17 protein-coding genes are annotated in these 16,709 nt (G+C 44.9%); 6 read left to right on the top strand and 11 right to left on the bottom strand.

Annotated elements, in window-relative coordinates:
* Nucleotides 1-72 precede the first annotated feature (72 nt).
* The 11 genes from maiA to pspA all read right to left on the bottom strand — a co-directional run bounded on the left by maiA (nucleotide 73) and on the right by pspA (nucleotide 10,004).
* Nucleotides 73-711, bottom strand: coding sequence for a maleylacetoacetate isomerase (maiA, locus tag DQX04_RS01780; RefSeq protein ID WP_111914087.1), 639 nt, complete (start codon nucleotides 709-711; stop codon nucleotides 73-75).
* A complete protein-coding gene (locus tag DQX04_RS01775; RefSeq protein ID WP_111914086.1) occupies nucleotides 708-1,733 on the bottom strand; it encodes a fumarylacetoacetate hydrolase family protein in 1,026 nt (341 codons plus the stop codon). The genes maiA and DQX04_RS01775 overlap by 4 nt, the downstream gene beginning before the upstream one ends.
* Complete coding sequence (locus DQX04_RS01770; RefSeq protein ID WP_111914085.1) at nucleotides 1,733-2,866, bottom strand: homogentisate 1,2-dioxygenase; 1,134 nt, start codon at nucleotides 2,864-2,866, stop codon at nucleotides 1,733-1,735. The genes DQX04_RS01775 and DQX04_RS01770 overlap by 1 nt, the downstream gene beginning before the upstream one ends.
* Nucleotides 2,859-3,935, bottom strand: coding sequence for a 4-hydroxyphenylpyruvate dioxygenase (hppD, locus tag DQX04_RS01765; protein WP_111914084.1), 1,077 nt, complete (start codon nucleotides 3,933-3,935; stop codon nucleotides 2,859-2,861). The genes DQX04_RS01770 and hppD overlap by 8 nt, the downstream gene beginning before the upstream one ends.
* Before the next feature lie 262 nt (nucleotides 3,936-4,197).
* Entirely contained in the window at nucleotides 4,198-5,751 is a 1,554-nt protein-coding gene (gene tyrR, locus DQX04_RS01760) for a transcriptional regulator TyrR (protein WP_111914083.1), read from the bottom strand.
* Nucleotides 5,752-5,912: 161 nt separating this feature from the next.
* Entirely contained in the window at nucleotides 5,913-6,254 is a 342-nt protein-coding gene (locus tag DQX04_RS01755) for a 4a-hydroxytetrahydrobiopterin dehydratase (RefSeq protein ID WP_111914082.1), read from the bottom strand.
* Between the two features lie 61 nt (nucleotides 6,255-6,315).
* Nucleotides 6,316-7,119 (bottom strand): phenylalanine 4-monooxygenase, encoded by an 804-nt coding sequence (phhA, locus tag DQX04_RS01750; protein ID WP_111914081.1) that lies wholly within the window; start codon nucleotides 7,117-7,119, stop codon nucleotides 6,316-6,318.
* A 126-nt stretch (nucleotides 7,120-7,245) separates the two neighbouring features.
* Nucleotides 7,246-8,448, bottom strand: a complete 1,203-nt coding sequence (locus DQX04_RS01745; protein ID WP_111914080.1) for a PLP-dependent aspartate aminotransferase family protein — start codon at nucleotides 8,446-8,448, stop codon at nucleotides 7,246-7,248.
* A 155-nt stretch (nucleotides 8,449-8,603) separates the two neighbouring features.
* Entirely contained in the window at nucleotides 8,604-9,035 is a 432-nt protein-coding gene (gene pspC, locus DQX04_RS01740; protein ID WP_111914079.1) for an envelope stress response membrane protein PspC, read from the bottom strand.
* A 10-nt stretch (nucleotides 9,036-9,045) separates the two neighbouring features.
* On the bottom strand, nucleotides 9,046-9,285 hold the full coding sequence (gene pspB / locus DQX04_RS01735; protein WP_111914078.1) for an envelope stress response membrane protein PspB: 240 nt from the start codon (nucleotides 9,283-9,285) through the stop codon (nucleotides 9,046-9,048).
* Between the two features lie 11 nt (nucleotides 9,286-9,296).
* Complete coding sequence (pspA, locus tag DQX04_RS01730; protein WP_111914077.1) at nucleotides 9,297-10,004, bottom strand: phage shock protein PspA; 708 nt, start codon at nucleotides 10,002-10,004, stop codon at nucleotides 9,297-9,299.
* Between the two features lie 203 nt (nucleotides 10,005-10,207).
* Between pspA and pspF the strand changes: the two genes are divergently transcribed.
* The 6 genes from pspF to DQX04_RS01700 are packed head-to-tail and all read left to right on the top strand — an operon-like array spanning nucleotide 10,208 to nucleotide 16,621.
* The gene (pspF, locus tag DQX04_RS01725) at nucleotides 10,208-11,305 is read left to right on the top strand and encodes a phage shock protein operon transcriptional activator (RefSeq protein ID WP_111914076.1); all 1,098 of its coding nucleotides are present in this window, start codon (nucleotides 10,208-10,210) and stop codon (nucleotides 11,303-11,305) included.
* A complete protein-coding gene (locus DQX04_RS01720) occupies nucleotides 11,295-12,929 on the top strand; it encodes an ABC transporter substrate-binding protein (RefSeq protein WP_111914075.1) in 1,635 nt (544 codons plus the stop codon). Before pspF ends, DQX04_RS01720 begins: the two co-directional genes overlap by 11 nt.
* Nucleotides 12,926-13,951: an ABC transporter permease gene (locus DQX04_RS01715; protein ID WP_111914074.1), complete on the top strand. Its 1,026-nt coding sequence runs from the start codon at nucleotides 12,926-12,928 to the stop codon at nucleotides 13,949-13,951. The genes DQX04_RS01720 and DQX04_RS01715 overlap by 4 nt, the downstream gene beginning before the upstream one ends.
* Nucleotides 13,941-14,834 carry an ABC transporter permease subunit gene (locus tag DQX04_RS01710; RefSeq protein WP_111914073.1) on the top strand — a complete coding sequence of 298 codons (894 nt, stop codon included), beginning with the start codon at nucleotides 13,941-13,943 and terminating at the stop codon, nucleotides 14,832-14,834. Before DQX04_RS01715 ends, DQX04_RS01710 begins: the two co-directional genes overlap by 11 nt.
* The gene (locus DQX04_RS01705; RefSeq protein ID WP_111914072.1) at nucleotides 14,835-15,848 is read left to right on the top strand and encodes an oligopeptide/dipeptide ABC transporter ATP-binding protein; all 1,014 of its coding nucleotides are present in this window, start codon (nucleotides 14,835-14,837) and stop codon (nucleotides 15,846-15,848) included.
* Nucleotides 15,845-16,621: an ATP-binding cassette domain-containing protein gene (locus DQX04_RS01700; RefSeq protein WP_111914071.1), complete on the top strand. Its 777-nt coding sequence runs from the start codon at nucleotides 15,845-15,847 to the stop codon at nucleotides 16,619-16,621. The genes DQX04_RS01705 and DQX04_RS01700 overlap by 4 nt, the downstream gene beginning before the upstream one ends.
* The last annotated feature ends 88 nt before the right edge of the window (nucleotides 16,622-16,709 follow it).

Here is a 16,709-nt window from a genome sequence, read left to right as displayed (position 1 = left end):
GTTGATAAATAATGAAAGGACATTAAAGCAAAAGCGCTCGCAAACTGCGAGCGCTGTTGCGGTTAATTGCTTTTACTGCGCGTCAGGTTGTGCTTCTGGTCGCGCCTGTTGGAAAGCTGGAAGTGAACAAACATAATCGTTCACCGCCATTAACTTAGGATATGCAGAAAGGTCTACACCGAAGCGTTGAGCATTGTACACTTGTGGAACTAAGCAAATATCCGCAAGTGTTACTTGGTCCCCAAAACAACAACGACCGGCTGTTTTTTGAAGACGCGCTTCAAAAGCCGTGAACGCCCTTTCAACCCAATGGTGAATCCACGCTACTTTTCCTTCGTCACCAGCATCAAGCTCACCCGCTACATACTGCAAAATTCGCAAGTTGGTAATGGGTTGTAAATCAGCCGCCATGTCTAACGCTAACATGCGTACTATGGCGGCTTCTTTTGGGTCTTCAGGAATAAGTCGATGTTCTGGGTAAACCTGATCAAGATACTCAATGATAGCGAGTGACTGATTAAGCTTCACGTCACCATCTATGAAAGTTGGCACCAGTTGCGCTGGATTTAACTCTTTATAGGCGGGAAGCTTTTGCTCCCCACCATCTTTAACCAAGTGAACCGAGAAGCTTTCGTATGAAAGCTCTTTCAATGCCAAAGCAATTCTTACACGATAACTGGCTGATGAACGCCAATAGCCGTATAGCTTCATGCGTTAGGACCTGCGTACTTCACCATTTTCTGGTCGATCGCACCGAAAATAGACTGTTCTTTGTCATCGAACATTTCGATACGAATACGGTCACCAAAAGACATAAATGGTGTTGTTGGTTTGCCATCACGAATCGTTTCAATCATGCGAATCTCAGCGATACAACTATAACCCACACCACCTTCTTCAACGGCAGAGCCATGGTCCGTACCCTGTTTATTCGACACGGTTCCAGAACCGATAATGGTGCCAGCTGAAAGAGGACGAGACTTTGCTGCATGCGCTATAAGCTGACCGAAATTAAAGGTCATATCTTGTCCTGCATTCGGCTTGCCAAAGAGCTTGTCGTTATACGTAGAAATCAACGGTAGGTGAACCTTCGCATCTTCCCATTTGTCACCTAACTCGTCTGGAGTTACTGCAACCGGAGAAAACACAGAAGAAGGTTTAGACTGATAAAACCCAAAGCCCTTCGCTAACTCTCCGGGAATTAAGCCACGCAAAGAAACGTCGTTCACCAACATTAATAATTTAATGTGATTCTGCGCATGAGTTGGTTCGATACCCATCGGCACATCGTCTGTAATTACCGCAACTTCACCTTCAAAATCGATGCCCCAATCATCACTTGGAAGCGGCACATCTTCACGAGGGCCAATAAATGCGTCTGAACCACCCTGATACATTAATGGGTCTTCCCAAAAACTTGGGGGCATTTCCGCACCACGAGCTTTACGTACTAGCTCAACGTGATTCACATACGCACTGCCGTCTGCCCAATGAAAGGCGCGAGGTAAAGGCGACTCGCACTTCGCTTCTTCAAACGCAAAGTCATCATTTAACTTGCCATTATTCAAAGCGATATAAACTTCTTTCAATTTGCTCTCAAGCGAATCCCATTGGTCAATCGCCTGCTGCATAGTCGCGGCAATTTCAGGAACAGCTACTGCGCGTTTAAGGTCTCTACTGACAACAACAAGGTGTCCGTCACGCGTGCCGTCGCGATATGTCGCTAATTTCATTATTTCTTCTCCTGCCAACTGTTCACGTACTCGCGGAACTCCACTGTGTTGGCAACTTCGCCAACCTCAAGTGAATCTCGGGTATCTAGCATAACCGCGACTTCGTCTGTGAATTTCTTTTTATGCTCCAAGCCAGCTTTAAAGGCTTTTGGATGTGGCCCATGGGTAAAACCAGCTGGGTGGAACGTAACCATTCCGCGTTCAATGTTGTCTCGGCTGAAAAAGTCCCCAGCGTGGTAAAACAACACTTCATCGTAGTCATCATTATTGTGATAAAAAGGTACCTTTAACGCCCCAGGGTCACTCTCAATAGGACGAGGAACAAAAGTACATACCACAAACCGATCTGCAACAAAGGTCGTGTGCGCAGACGGAGGTAAATGATAACGGTGACTCATTAGCGGTCTAAAGTCTCGCCAATTCACACGTACTGGCGCTAAGTCACCATGCCAACCCACAGCGTCGAGCGGATTGAAGGGGAAAGTGATCACGGAAACTTCACCATGACGCTTAACCTCAACCTGCCAACTTTCTTCGCTGTATTGAGCCTGAAACGCTTCATCAATTTCAGGAACGTCTAAACATGCGGGGTCAAAAATCGCATGGTTACCTACCAAACCTTTGTCGGGTAGCTGATACGCTCCATTCGTTGCTTCAATCATGACAATCCGCATCTTCTCATTCGGCTCAATACGCCAATTCGTAGAGCGCGGAATAACAATGTAGTCACCATCACGAATCGTTAAGTGACCATAGTCACAAAACAGCTCTCCACCACCCTCATGTACAAACAATAACTCGTCGCCGTCCGCGTTTCGGGCAAGCTTTTTCATGGGTTCAAATAAATCCCATAGGCGGAATTTACAGCTCGCGTTGAATAGTAGATTAGGTACTTTCCAAGGCGAAGACACGTCTAAACCACCGAGCTCGTGGAAATTGAAAGCTCGAGGTCTCAACGGCCCTTCCCAATCACTCCACCCTGTAGGTGCATGTGTGTGGTGAAAATGACTCGCAGGGCCGAAGAAACCACTTCGGCCCGTTTCACGTTCATAAATCGCTTCTTCCGGAAAGTCAGCATGCGCTTGTTTCGACGCACGCCCGACTTTCTTCGGAAAACTGATCCATTTACGCATCGCTTAACACTCCACGGCGTATTTGGTCTTCTTCAATAGACTCGAACAATGCTTTGAAGTTACCTTCACCGAAACCTTCGTTACCTTTACGTTGGATAATCTCGAAGAACACTGGCCCGATAACGGTCTTTGTAAAGATTTGAAGTAAAATACCGTCTTTCATTGGAGCGCCGTCAATAAGAATACGCAAGTCGCGCAAGTCATCAACGTTCTCAGTGTGCCCTTCAACACGCTCGTCAATTTTCTCGTAATACGTATCTGGCGTTGGCATAAATTCCATACCACCTTCACGTAACCCACGAACGGTGTCGTAAATGTTGTTTGTGCTCATGGCAATATGCTGAATGCCTTCACCGTTGTATTCACGCAAGTACTCTTCGATTTGCGACTTGTCGTCGTGAGATTCGTTAATTGGAATACGAATCTTGCCACAAGGTGAGGTCATAGCACGGCTAAGAAGACCTGTCAGCTTACCTTCGATATCGAAATAGCGAACTTCACGGAAGTTACCAATACGCTCGTAGAAGCCAGCCCAAAGGTCCATATTGCCGCGGAAAACGTTGTGAGTAAGGTGGTCAACGTAATCCATACCTACTTGGTTTTCAGTCATCTGAGATTCCCAGTTTTCATAAAACTCGAAATCGATGTCATAAATGGTTTTCTGACCGTAACGGTCAACAAAATACAACGCACTTTCGCCAATACCGTAAACCGCTGGAATGTTGATTTCCATCATGCCTACGTCAGACTTAAATTCTTTCGCACCATTCGCGATAGCGTGTTGGAATGCGTGCTCTGCATCTTTTACACGAAACGCCATACCACATACGCTAGCCCCGTGAGCAGACGCAAAGTTCTCTGCTTGAGAACTAGGCTGTGCGTTTACAATGAAGTTAATATCATTTTGTTTATACAACCAAACTTGCTTACGGCGGTGCTTCGCAACTTCAGTGAAGCCGAGTAACTTAAACAGGTCTTTAAGGTCGTTAATGCCCTTTTCGTCAGGCGCTGTGTACTCAACAAATTCAAAACCGTCTGTTCCAAGCGGGTTAATGCCGTGATCACTCATATTTCTTCACTCCTATTTGTTACTTTTAGCACCGTCTCGCCATCGGTTATGGTCAACGACAGTGTGCTTCGGTTGTTTTATATCGTGCTCTTTGTAACGTGCCTACTGCCATTTGACTAGCTTTAGACACAACACCGAAAATGGGGGTTAACCACTCTAATTGTAAACTATATAAAACACTGGCTAGACATCAGCCTAAAACCGACTATTTTTGTAAATAAATAGTTACAACAACCATCAAAGTGTAACTCATTGTTTACAGTTAACTCTTCGTTTTTCTTTGCTTTCCAATTCCGTAATCACGCAGTTTGTTCGCAATTGCGGTATGACTTAATCCTAGCTTTTGCGCCAACTGGCGAGTACTTGGGTAACTCGGATACAAACGCTTTAACAATGAAGCTTCAAATCGTTTAACCGCAGTTTCAAGTGATTCATCCTCTAAAGAGATAGCCAGCGAATCCTCCGCGGCAGAAGCTTCTGGAAGTCTTATATGATGAGGTTCAAGAATATTACCTTCTAGCATCGATACGGCCCGATAGAGTGAGTTCTCCAACTGCCTCACATTTCCTGGCCAATGATATTGATTAAGATAATCCGCGCATCGTTTCGATAGTTTGGCGAGCGGACGCTGTAATTGTTGGCAAAATCGATACAGGAAATGTTCGGCTAACAAGCCCACGTCACCTTTACGTTCGCGCAATGGCGGCAAATACAGGCTTAGCACATTAAGCCTGTAATAAAGGTCTTCCCTAAACGCACCTTGCTCTACCCGTTCTAGTAATTCCCCTCGCGCCAAGCAAATAAGTCGTACATTAACCTCAACCACTTGCTCTTCTCCGATACGGCGAAATTCGCCATTCTCTAAAAAGCGTAATAGTTTCGCTTGTAGTTCCCTAGACATGTCTCCAACAGAGTCCAGCAACACAGTACCGCCATTCGCTTGCTCAAATATCCCCTTCTTTCCTTCAGGATGATGAGAAAAAATGCCCGCTCCATAACCAAAAAGCTCACCTTCCGCTACGTTGTCGGGTAAAGCTCCACAATTCACCGCTAAAAACGGCTCTTCCCATCGGCTACTCGACTGGTGGCAAGCCTTAGCAATTAATTCTTTACCGACACCCGTTTCGCCCTCTATTAATAACGGAGCGTCTAGCTGTGCCATGCGCATGGCATCACGAATCACGCGTTTCACTCCGCTATGCTGAGTTAAAACCTGGTCGAAAGGACTTTTGGTTACACCAGCTTGGCGCTCGGTAAGCATAGGCTCTGCTTGACCATGAATCACCGCTCCCGCAAATGCAGGCTCTCCGTCAGCGTCTTTGACCCAAACCGGGAGAAGTTGGGACAGAAACCATTGGCCGCCAATTTTTAAAGGCTCTTGCTGAGGCTCTGTCGGGCTTTTCTCCAGCCATCTTTGCGGCAAGCCTTGCACCATGTCACGAACATCCGCGTTTTTTAACGAGGCTTTATCAGCTCCTAACAAAGCTTCTGCAGCGCTGTTGGTGATATCGATGCGCCCTTTGTCATCAACACTAATCACTGGGTTAGGCAGTGTGCTCAACAACAAATCGAATTCAAAATGCTCTCGTTCGAAAGGTAAGTACGGAATGGTCTTTACGTCAGAAACATTGGGTATTCTTCGTATCTTCGGCATTAATGTTTGAAACTGACTAAACTCTAAAGAAGGAAAGCTTAGGTATATTTTACCAATCGGATCCACTTCAATGCCGCGCAAGTCGATTTCGTCTTCTTTTAAAATCGTAAGTACGTCTTGGCAGATACCAAGCCTGTCCGTACATGTAATTTCCAAACGCATATAAATTAACGCCTAATAACAAACTGTAAATAAAATTATACAGATATATTGCTTTAAAATCAGGATGAAATCCGTAATATCGTTCGCGTTCCTTTAGCCACAAAAAAACGCCGTATGTTTCAACACATACGGCGTTTTAGCATCTTAGGGTCAAACTAAGCTTAGTTGTCCAATAAAGCGTCTGTCTTTGCAGCCATAATAAAGTCGTTTTTATGGAGACCCTGGATAGCATGCGTCCACCAAGTCACGGTTAACTTCCCCCATTCCAACGTTAGTGTTGGGTGGTGAAACTCGTCTTCCGCCATCTCTGCAACCTTATTGCAAAATGCCCAAGCCAGCTTAAAGTTCTTAAACTTATACTCGCGCTCTAATTGCATAACGCCGTCACGCGCTACAGGAACCCAATCTGGAATTTCTTTCATCAACACCGGCAACTCTTCGTCAGAAACCTGTGGTGCACCAGCTTGGCATGCTTCACATTCTTGATTCTTTAAATCACTCATCGCTTATTCGCTTCTTAAGTTAAAAGTAAAATATTTAAAATATGTACGTAGGGCTATTTATTTACGCAGCATCTTTTGATTTCGGCGGGAACTTAGGTTCAAACAAACCTAGCTCCATAGCCTCGTGAACGAGCGCCATTATATCCATGTCCGATATCTCAAATAATTGGTTTACGTCTTTTAGCGTATAGTAAACCGGTTGCATAATATCGATACGGTATGGCGTGCGCAGCGCATCCAACGGCGCTAAGCGATGACGCTCTGGCTTGTCGCTCTCTACTGAGTAAACGGTCTCGCCTGGTGAAGAAAGAATACCGCCACCGTAGATACGTAAGCCTTTTTCGGTTTCCAACAACCCAAATTCCACGGTAAACCAATACAAGCGCGCTAAGTAAACTCTTTCCTTCGGCGTAGCAGCGTAGCCTAAACGACCATACTGATGTGTAAAGTGCGCGAAAGCTGGGTTTGTTAATAATGGGCAATGGCCAAATATTTCGTGAAAAATATCAGGTTCTTGCAGGTAATCAAACTCTTCCCGCGTACGAATAAAGGTCGCTACTGGAAATTGTTTGTTCGCTAACAAGCGGAAAAACTCGTCGAAAGGAATTAGCGCAGGTACACGAGCAACTTGCCAGCCCGTAGTTTCCCCAAGAACTTTATTGATTTCGCTAAGCTGAGGAATTCTGTCTTTTGGCAGGTCAATCAGCTCGAGCCCTTTCATGTACTCGTCACATGCTTTACCTGGAATAATCTCTAATTGACGCTCAACTAGGTCGTGCCATACTTGGTTTTCTTCATCTGTCCAATGAATTACACCGTTCTCGTCTGGCGACTTTGAAACGTATTGGCTCTCTTTTTTAGCCATACTTCACTCCTCATTACCTTGTTTTGCATTGCTTTAACTGCAATTTATTCTTTAAGCTTACTAAAACCTCGACAGGACTTGCGAATATCCTTGCCGAGGAAATGTTTCTCTTGTGTAAACCAATCTTTACTTAAGGTCTGAAAACGCCTGTTCGAGATCGGCAATAATATCTTGTGGATGCTCTAAACCAATAGATATTCGCACCAAGCCATCACCTATCCCAGCTTGTGCACGAGCCTCTGGAGTTAACGGAGAATGAGTCATTGAAGCTGGGTGCTGAATAAGGGTTTCCGCGTCTCCAAGGCTTACCGCAAGCTTAATCATATTGAGACTGTTCAGCATTTTTACAGCAGCTTGATAACCGCCAGCCATATCGAAAGCAATAACAGCGCCTGCGGATTTCATTTGCTTATCTTCACCGATCAAAGCGCCTTCTTTTTCTGAGTGTAAACCCGGAAAATACACATGACTAACCTGAGATAAAGTCTGTAAATAGTCCACAACCTCAAGTGCCGACTGACAATGCCGTTGCATACGTATAGGTAACGTTTTTAAACCTCTTAAAATTAGCCAAGCGTCGTGTGGTGACATGGTTGCGCCCATGTCTTTTAGCGTCGTCAGCTTAATTAACTCTATATCCTCTGCACTACCCGCAACAATGCCTGCAACAACGTCACCGTGACCATTTAGATATTTGGTTGCGCTGTGAATGATAAGATCAGCGCCGAATTCACGCGGGCTCTGCATAAGAGGTGTCATAAAAGTATTGTCCACGACAAACTTCAAGCTGTGCTTTTGGCAAACTTTACCCACCGGAGCGAGATCAATAACTTTTAAGTGTGGATTCGCAGGTGTTTCCAAAAACACCATTTTAGTCTTTTCTGTAATCGCACTCTCTATGTTCTCCGCATCACTCATGTCTACAAAAGACACCTCAATGCCAAACTTTTTAAAAAGGTGCGAAAATAACGCAAAACTACAGCCATAAATGCAGTCAGACGCAACAACATGGTCTCCCGATTCTAAAAAAGCCATCGTTGAGGCTGCTACCGCTCCCATTCCGGTCGCTGAAGCTGCAGCATCTTCCATACCCTCTAGGGCAGCAACGCGCTGTTCGAGCTGCCGTACCGTAGGATTCCCCAAACGAGAATAAACATAGCCAGACGTTTCACCAGCAAAACGTTCTCCGCCTGTTTCAGCGTTAGGGAAAACAAACGTCGAGGTTTGATACATGGGCGCTACCAGCGCACCCTGAGGATCGTCGACTTCAGCACCACCGTGAATGGCGATGGAGTCTGCGTGAAGATTATTATGGGTTGGCTTAGACATTGTGCGTCCTATTGTTATTTTTATAATGCGCACGCAGCTTAAATTGAGTCTTTAAAAGCAGCAATGGCCAGAGAGATCTCTGACCACTTGCTCTTTGTAACGATTTTTTGCCAAACACTGAATAAGATTAATTCAGAGGTTAGGTACCGTAAGTGTTACAGGCGGTTTATTTCCTGCTTAACACGATACTCGCTAGAAGTGACATAACCTTCCATCTGGCCGACATCCACTTCTAACTCTCGAAATTCCTTTTCTATGTCTGATAACGCATATTTAGGTGCTTTACCGGCTTCCCAAACACGAGTTTTCACTTCAATAGCTGAGCCGTCTTGGCTCCGCTCATATCGAGTTTCCTCTCGATAGCCACCACTTTCGTGGGTGCCGATTCCTGGCTTCTTCTTGTCGATAACAAACCAAGAAATCACGTACGCAACAAAGGTTACTTGCGGTAGGAAGATCAGAGCAGTTAAAGCAATGATACGAACTATCCATAGTTCCCAACCGAAGTAGTCCGCTAAACCCGCACATACACCCGCGATCTTTCCTTTCTCTGGGTCTCGGTACATCTGTTTCTTGCGAATCACCATGTCGAACTCCTTAGCCGTTTCGACGCCAGTTCGGATTTTCTTGGTCTAACAGTTTCTCCAAAGTCCGAACTCTATCTCTTAATATTTCTGCCTTGTCAGCAAGCTCTCGAATACGAGCAGAGTCTTCCACACTCAAACCTTCACTGATCTTCTTCTTACTGCGGTAGTGAAGGATGAGCCAAATAGGTGCTACAAGTATTAGAAATAACATGAGGGGCACGGTAAATGCCCACACCATTCCTTCGCTCATCACTTAGCTCCTTACGCATCTTTTTTGTCGGTTTTAGTAGCTTTTTTCTCAGAAGCCTTTTTGTCACCGCCAACGCGTGCTTTCAAAGCTTCCAGTTCGTCATCTACTTTAGACTCATTTTCTAGCGCACGGAACTCATCCGCTAAAGTTTTCTTACCTAAGTCGTAAGCGTCAACCTGAGACTCTAGGTCATCAATCTTCGCTTCGTAGCGATCAAACTTTTGCAAAGCGTCATCAATTTTAGAGCTGTCGAGTGTACGTTTTACATTTAAACGTGAACTCACAGTCCGTTCGCGCATTAAAATAGACTTCTGGCGAGCTTTCGCGTCAGTTAACTTTTCTTGTAACTGTGAAATTTCGCCCGAAAGACGCTCAATATGGTCGTCTGTGCGCGCAATGTCCTCATTTAAACTTTCAACCGTGTCTTCAATTTTGCGTTTCTCTAAAAGAGCAGAACGTGCAAGGTCGTCACGGCCTTTGCTGATAGCAAGTTCAGCACGTTGTTCCCATTCAACCACTTCTTCTTCAAGACGAGTTAATTGGCGCGTAAGTTCTTTTTTCTCAGCAAGCGTTTTTGCTGATACTGAACGAACTTCAACAAGCGTGTCTTCCATTTCTTGAATAATCAGACGAACCATTTTTTGCGGATCTTCTGCTTTATCCAATAATGCATTCAAGTTTGCATTTACGATGTCTGAAAAGCGTGAAAAAATACCCATCTTAAGTTACCTCATAATCAGTTTCAGATGTCCTGGCACAGAGATATAAACAAGATGCGTGCCACATTTCAAAAACACTCTAACTACATGATTTTAATTAATTTAAAATAAATTACAGAAAACAGGTGCAGAAAGCACTTTAAAGAAATAGACTAATAATTAGCAAAATTAACCAACAAGTTGATGAAAAAAGAGACTCGGCTATGAACCGTTTCCGCGACAACGAAAATCTTATTGGTGAATCCAATAGCTTTCTTTCTATATTAGAGCACGTTTCACAAGCGGCTCCGCTCGACAAACCTGTGCTAATTATTGGTGAACGGGGAACGGGTAAAGAGCTAATAGCGCAGCGTCTTCACTACCTCTCGAAGCGTTGGGACCAGCCTTACCTTAAACTGAACTGCGCGGCGTTGAATGACAACTTACTCGAAAGTGAGTTATTTGGTCACGAGGCAGGCGCTTTTACAGGAGCGAGTAAGAAACACGAAGGACGCTTTGAGCGTGCCGACGGTGGTACCCTATTTCTCGATGAACTCGCTAATACTTCAGCGCTAGTGCAGGAAAAGCTTCTTCGCGTTATCGAGTATGGTGAATTTGAACGCGTCGGTGGTAGTAAAACCGTTAAAGTAGATGTTCGCCTTGTTGCTGCAACAAATGAAGACCTTCCAAGCCTTGCCGAACGAAACAAGTTCAGAGCAGACTTACTCGACCGTTTAGCATTCGACGTTATTACATTACCTCCGCTTAGAGAGCGCCCTGAAGATATATTGATACTTGCTGAACACTTTGCCATTCAAATGGCACGCGAACTCAAGCTAGAGTGTTTTGCGGGTTTCACAACGAAGGCCAAGCAAACGCTTCAAGAGTACGAATGGCCTGGTAACATACGTGAATTAAAGAATGTTGTGGAACGCAGCGTTTATAAATTAAATAACGACCAGCTTCCCGTACATGAGATTGTCATTGATCCATTTTTAAGTCCCTGGCGTCCTAAACAGTCGATTAAGTTTGCGGCTGAACCGGTTGCTGCTCCACAACCCACTAATGGCGCATCTCATGAGGGAAATATTCAAAATATCCCTGTGGAGAATGCACCCGCTTCCCCATCTTTTGACTTCAAGCAAGGTGTGGATTTCAAAGCACTGAGCCAAGACTTCGAAGTTGAGCTTCTCGAAAAGGCATTGGCAGAATTTCAATTTAATCAGAAAAAGACAGCAGAGGCGCTTAGTCTGACCTATCATCAACTGCGTGGCTATCTTAAGAAATATCAATTACTAGAGGGAATTCAACGTGACGACTAAGCATTTTCTGTGCTCAGTTTCACTTATTGTTGTAGGTTTAGTTACTGGTTGTAACCGAGCGTTGCCGCCAGAAGCCGAGGGCGTGCTGTATTGTGCGGAAGGAAACCCAGAGGCGTTTAACCCACAACTCGTTACTTCGGGCACAACGCTCGACATGACCTCGTCACAATTATTCGACCGACTCATAGAATATAATGAAAGCTCGAGAGAATTCGAATCGTCCCTTGCAGAACATTGGAGTGTAAGTGAAGACAACCTTCGGTATCGGTTTAAATTAAGAGAAGACGTACCATTTCATAGCACCGATTTTTTCCACCCCACCAGAAATCTAAATGCACAAGACGTGGTATTTACTTTCAACCGTTGGTTAAAACCAGAGCACCCCTATCACGAAATCAGTGGCGGACAGTACCCTTTTTTTACAGCTACGCGCCTTGATCAGCTGATTCGTGAGGTCTCAGCAACATCTAGCCATGAAGTTGAGATTACCCTACGTGAACCAGACAGCTCTTTGCTCTCCATATTAGCGTCCAGCTTTGCAGTAATTATGTCAGCAGAATATGGCCAACAACTTCTCAACCAAGGTGAGCCACAGCAATTCGATCTAGAACCGATCGGTACTGGCCCTTTCAAATTTAGCCACTTCCGGAAAGATGTCGCACTTAACTATGTACGGCACGATGAATACTGGAAAGGCCCAGCTGCTTCAGAAAACTTAGTTTTTAGGATTGCCCCAAACGACCACAAGCGTATGTTGATGTTACTTACTCAGGATTGCGATATAAGCCCGTATCCGCCTGCTAGAGATATTGCTTGGCTAGACGAACGGGAAGACATACATTTGCAAACATCAATGAGCCCCAACACGGCGTTTTGGGCTTTCAATACAGACAAAGCCCCTTTTAACGACATAAAAGTGCGACAGGCTCTTGCTCACGCAATAGACAGAGACGCTCTGATTAGCGCGGTCTACTTTGACCATGCAGTGCGTGCAGATTCGATATTACCCAATACAAGCTGGGCACATAGTCCAACACCAGAAGCCTTTAGGTACGATCCGCAGAGGGCTCGTGAGTTACTTGACGAAGCGGGCTATGGCTCAGGGTTTACCATGGACGTATGGGCCCTGCCGGTGCAGCGCGCGTATAACCCCAATGCGAGGCTAATGGCGGAGCTTATTCAATCGAACCTGAATGACATCGGCGTAAACGTAAACATTGTGTCTTATGAGTGGAGCTCTTTTAGGAGAAGCCTTGCAGAAGGGGCGCATGATTCGGTGCTTATCGGATGGTCTGCTGATCATGCAGATCCGGATAACTTCTTTCGGCCATTACTCACCTGTGCAGCTAAAGCTTCTGGGAACAACCGTGCAATGTGGTGTAATGAAATCTTCGACAACTTAGTCACCAATGCTATTCGAAGTATTGATCGCCCCACACGAGAATCTTTTTACCACCAAGCTCAAGATATTTTAGCTCAGGAAGTACCTGTAGTGCCCTTAGCGCACTCCATTCGATTCCAAGCATCACGAGACTATATTCAAGGCCTACAGCCGCCAGCTTACGGCGGAATTAACCTTCGTTCCGTTTCCAAAGTCGCAGAGATAGAACGAGGTGAGCCATGAGTCGAGTTATTATTAGGCAGCTCAGCTTACTTTTAATTACTCTATTTCTTATCTCGTTGCTGTCGTTTTCAATGAGTTACTGGTTTCCCGGAGACCCCGTCACCAATGCTTCGGGTATTCCGATTGATCACCCCCGCTATGAAGAGGTATTTGAGAAAAGAGGCTTCGATAGCAACATTGCGCACCAGTACATATCGTACCTTCGCAGCCTGTTTGAAGGAGATTGGGGGCAATCGATGCAAGATAACAGCGAGATATGGGACGAACTTAGTTTGCGCTTGCCCGCCACGCTGGAACTTACTGTTATTGCGCTCGCTATAGCACTTTGTATAGGTCCACCTTTAGGTATTATAGCCGCAAAATACTACCGTAAACCGATAGACCAAGTTATAGCTTTTATTAGCTTGGCGGGCTATTCCGTGCCTGTTTTTTGGTTGGCTCAGGTTACTATACTTATCTTCGCTGTGGTGCTAGACGTGGTACCCATTGCAGGCCAAATCAATCCGCTATTCGACGTTCCTGCAGTTTCTGGTTCCATTCTTATAGATATTGCACTAAGCGACATAGACCACAAGTGGATAGCCTTTCAAAATGCATTTTTACACATTGTCTTACCTGCCATAGTACTGGCAACGGCACCATGCGTTTTGCTTGTTCGTTTCACAAGAGCCTCGGCGATTCATGTGTTACAACAAAAATTTGTGAAAGGTGCCTACGCTAGAGGCTTGTCTACAGCAGAAGTTATGTTTAAGCATGCCATTCCAAATACTATGCAACCGGTAACACGCCAGCTCAGTACAGCATTTAGTGTTTTGGTCACGAATGTACTCATTACCGAGGTTATTTTTTCATGGCCAGGGTTAGGCAACTGGTTAGTCCGCAGTATTTACGAACGAGACTTTCCCGTAATACAACATGGCTTATTGGTACTCGCTTCAATTATTCTTACGGTTAACGTATTTGCTAATATTTTGCAGGCGTGGCGTTATCCGCAGGTAAGGCAGGAATTTTATGCTAGATAAAAACCTGTATTACGAAGTTAAAAACCCTTCTCCGCTGCAACTTGTTTGGCAAGACTTGCGAGCCAACCCTATTTCTACGGCAACACTTTATATACTGGGCGCCCTACTCATTATTAGTATATTTGGTCCATTGCTTGCGCCATACGGTAGTAACGAACAATTTATCGATGCTGTTTCGTTGCCACCTGCATGGTCAGATCAAGGCGATATGCGATTCCTTTTGGGCACCGACGCATTGGGCAGAGATATGGTTTCTCGACTTATGCATGGAGCAAGATATACGTTTGGCTTACCTATGCTTGCTGTAATCATTGCGGCACTCGTGGGATGTTCTCTTGGCGCTATATCCGCTGTTAATGTTGGGGTAAAAAGCTCGACGGTAAAACATCTACTCGATGTTCTGTTGTCTATTCCGTCATTGCTGCTCGCGCTTGTTATTATTGCGGTTATCGGCCCTGGCTTGTCTAACGCGATACTCGCAATAGCCTTGGTATTCATCCCTCAGTTTTTACACATTACCAAAAACGCAATTGCGGACGAGCAAAAGCAACCTTACGTACTCGCAAGCAGGCTAAACGGTGTGGATAACCGTTATTTGTTCTTCTCTGTGCTTCTGCCCAACATCATAAAAGCCATTGTGATGCATTTAACCATAGCCCTGTCGGCAGCTATTTTAGATATTGCAGCGCTTGGCTTTTTGGGATTAGGTGCTCAGGCTCCAGCTCCAGAATGGGGAGCGATGTTAGCGCAAAGCTTAGAAGTTGCATATAACTCGCCGTGGGTGATGGCTTTGCCCGGCTTGGCTCTTTTTGTAACGTTAATCAGCGTGAATATATTGGGCGAGTCCATTCGTTCCGCACTCGACAAACGTTTGGGAAGTTAAATGCTTATAGATATACGGAATTTATCGATTTTTGCCGATACTCCACAAGGAGAGGTTCGGGTACTCGACCGTGTTTCCCTGCAAATTGCTGAAGGCGAAATTCACACTTTAGTCGGCGAGTCTGGGTCAGGAAAGAGCTTGGTCGCAAGAGCTATTATGGGCTTTGTGAATCCAAACTGGCGTATACAAGCAGACCGACTTTGGTTTAAAGGTACAGATTTACTGAATCTTACAGCAAAACAACGCCGAGAAATTATCGGTGTAGACATTGCTATGATTTTCCAAGACGCTGCCCGTTATCTAGATCCCAACACCACGATTCGCGAGCAATTGAAAGAAGCTATTCTAGACGAAGACGTAAAGGCGACATTTTGGACGCGCTCAAAAGCTAAAGATGAATATGCCCGTAACCTTCTGCTAAAAATGGGCGTAAAAAACTACGAGCAAGTTCTTGCGTCTTATCCTTTCGAACTCTCTGACGGCGCAGCACAAAAAGTCATGATAGCTACTGCTATCGCGCACCGCCCCCATTTGCTTATTGCAGACGAACCGACTACAGCCATGGAGCCGCTAACTCGTGCGCAAATTTATCGCTTGCTAGCGCAGTTGCATCAACGTTTTAAAATGTCGATTCTGGTGATTACACAAGACCTTAATACCATCATGCAGGAGACTGACCGCATTACGACTATTTATTGTGGTCAAATTATGGAAACAGGTCATAAGAACACCATGCTGACCAAACCACTGCATCCGTATACTGACGCATTGAATTACACGTCTCTCGTACAAACGGAAAATCTAAAGCCTCGTGATAGGTTAAAAACCTTACCCGGGATAGAGCCTACATTACAAAATATGCCTAAAGGATGCCGGCTCGGTCCCCGCTGTCGTTACGCTAGACAGAACTGTATCATGCGGCCGGAAATAACTAACCTGAAAGAACATTCTTACTATTGCCACCACCCGATTAGGGAATTTGAAAACTCTAAAAATAAAGGGGAAAACTCATGAGCGCAGTGCTTCGCACAGAGAATTTAAGCAGAGTTTTTCACCATCGTATTGGCTGGTTTAGGACGAATCCGCAATTCGCAGTAAAAGACGTGAGTTTTGAGCTTAAAGCAGGTAAAACGCTTGCAGTCATGGGGTCTAATGGTTCGGGCAAGTCCACCTTAGCGGCTTTAGTGGGAGGTGCTCTTGAGCCAACGAGTGGACATATATATTTAGATGGCTCTGTATTGGCCTACAACGACATGCGCCGCCGCGCGCAGTCCATTCGAATGATATTCCAAGATGCGGAAGGTTCATTGAATCCTAACCTCACCATCGGTAAACAACTTCATGAAGTGTTGCGGTTCAATACAAAGCTTACCGAGAAACAGTGCGATGACACGATTTCCAAAACACTGAAACGGGTTGGTTTGCTTAATGAACATCGTACCTTTTATCCATACATGCTTACCAACGGACAAAAGCAAAGAGCCTGCATTGCCCGAGCAATTATTTTAAATCCTAAGGTGTTGGTGTCAGACGAAGCTTTGGCAACACTAGACACGTCTGTACGAGCTCAAATTCTCAACCTTTTAATCGATTTACAAAGAGAGCTACATATTTCTTATATATTTATCACTCATAGCCCTGAAATTGCGCAACATATGGCCGATGAAGTGCTAGTAATGAAAGACGGAAAGGTTATTGAGTATGGGGAAACACAACACGTGTTAAATAACCCACAGGAGAGGTACACAAGGAAGCTTCTTAATGCAGGCCCCGACCTCTCCACTTGAGAATAACCTTTACTTTTGTTAATTTGAAAAGCCTTTCGATAACAATCATATAAATATTCATTTAATTTTCTTTTAATTCAGTACACAA

Source organism: Aliidiomarina sp. B3213, from assembly GCF_003290085.1.
In the GTDB taxonomy this organism is placed as follows: Bacteria; Pseudomonadota; Gammaproteobacteria; order Enterobacterales; family Alteromonadaceae; genus Aliidiomarina.
This window is presented reverse-complemented; position numbering and strand designations above follow the sequence as displayed.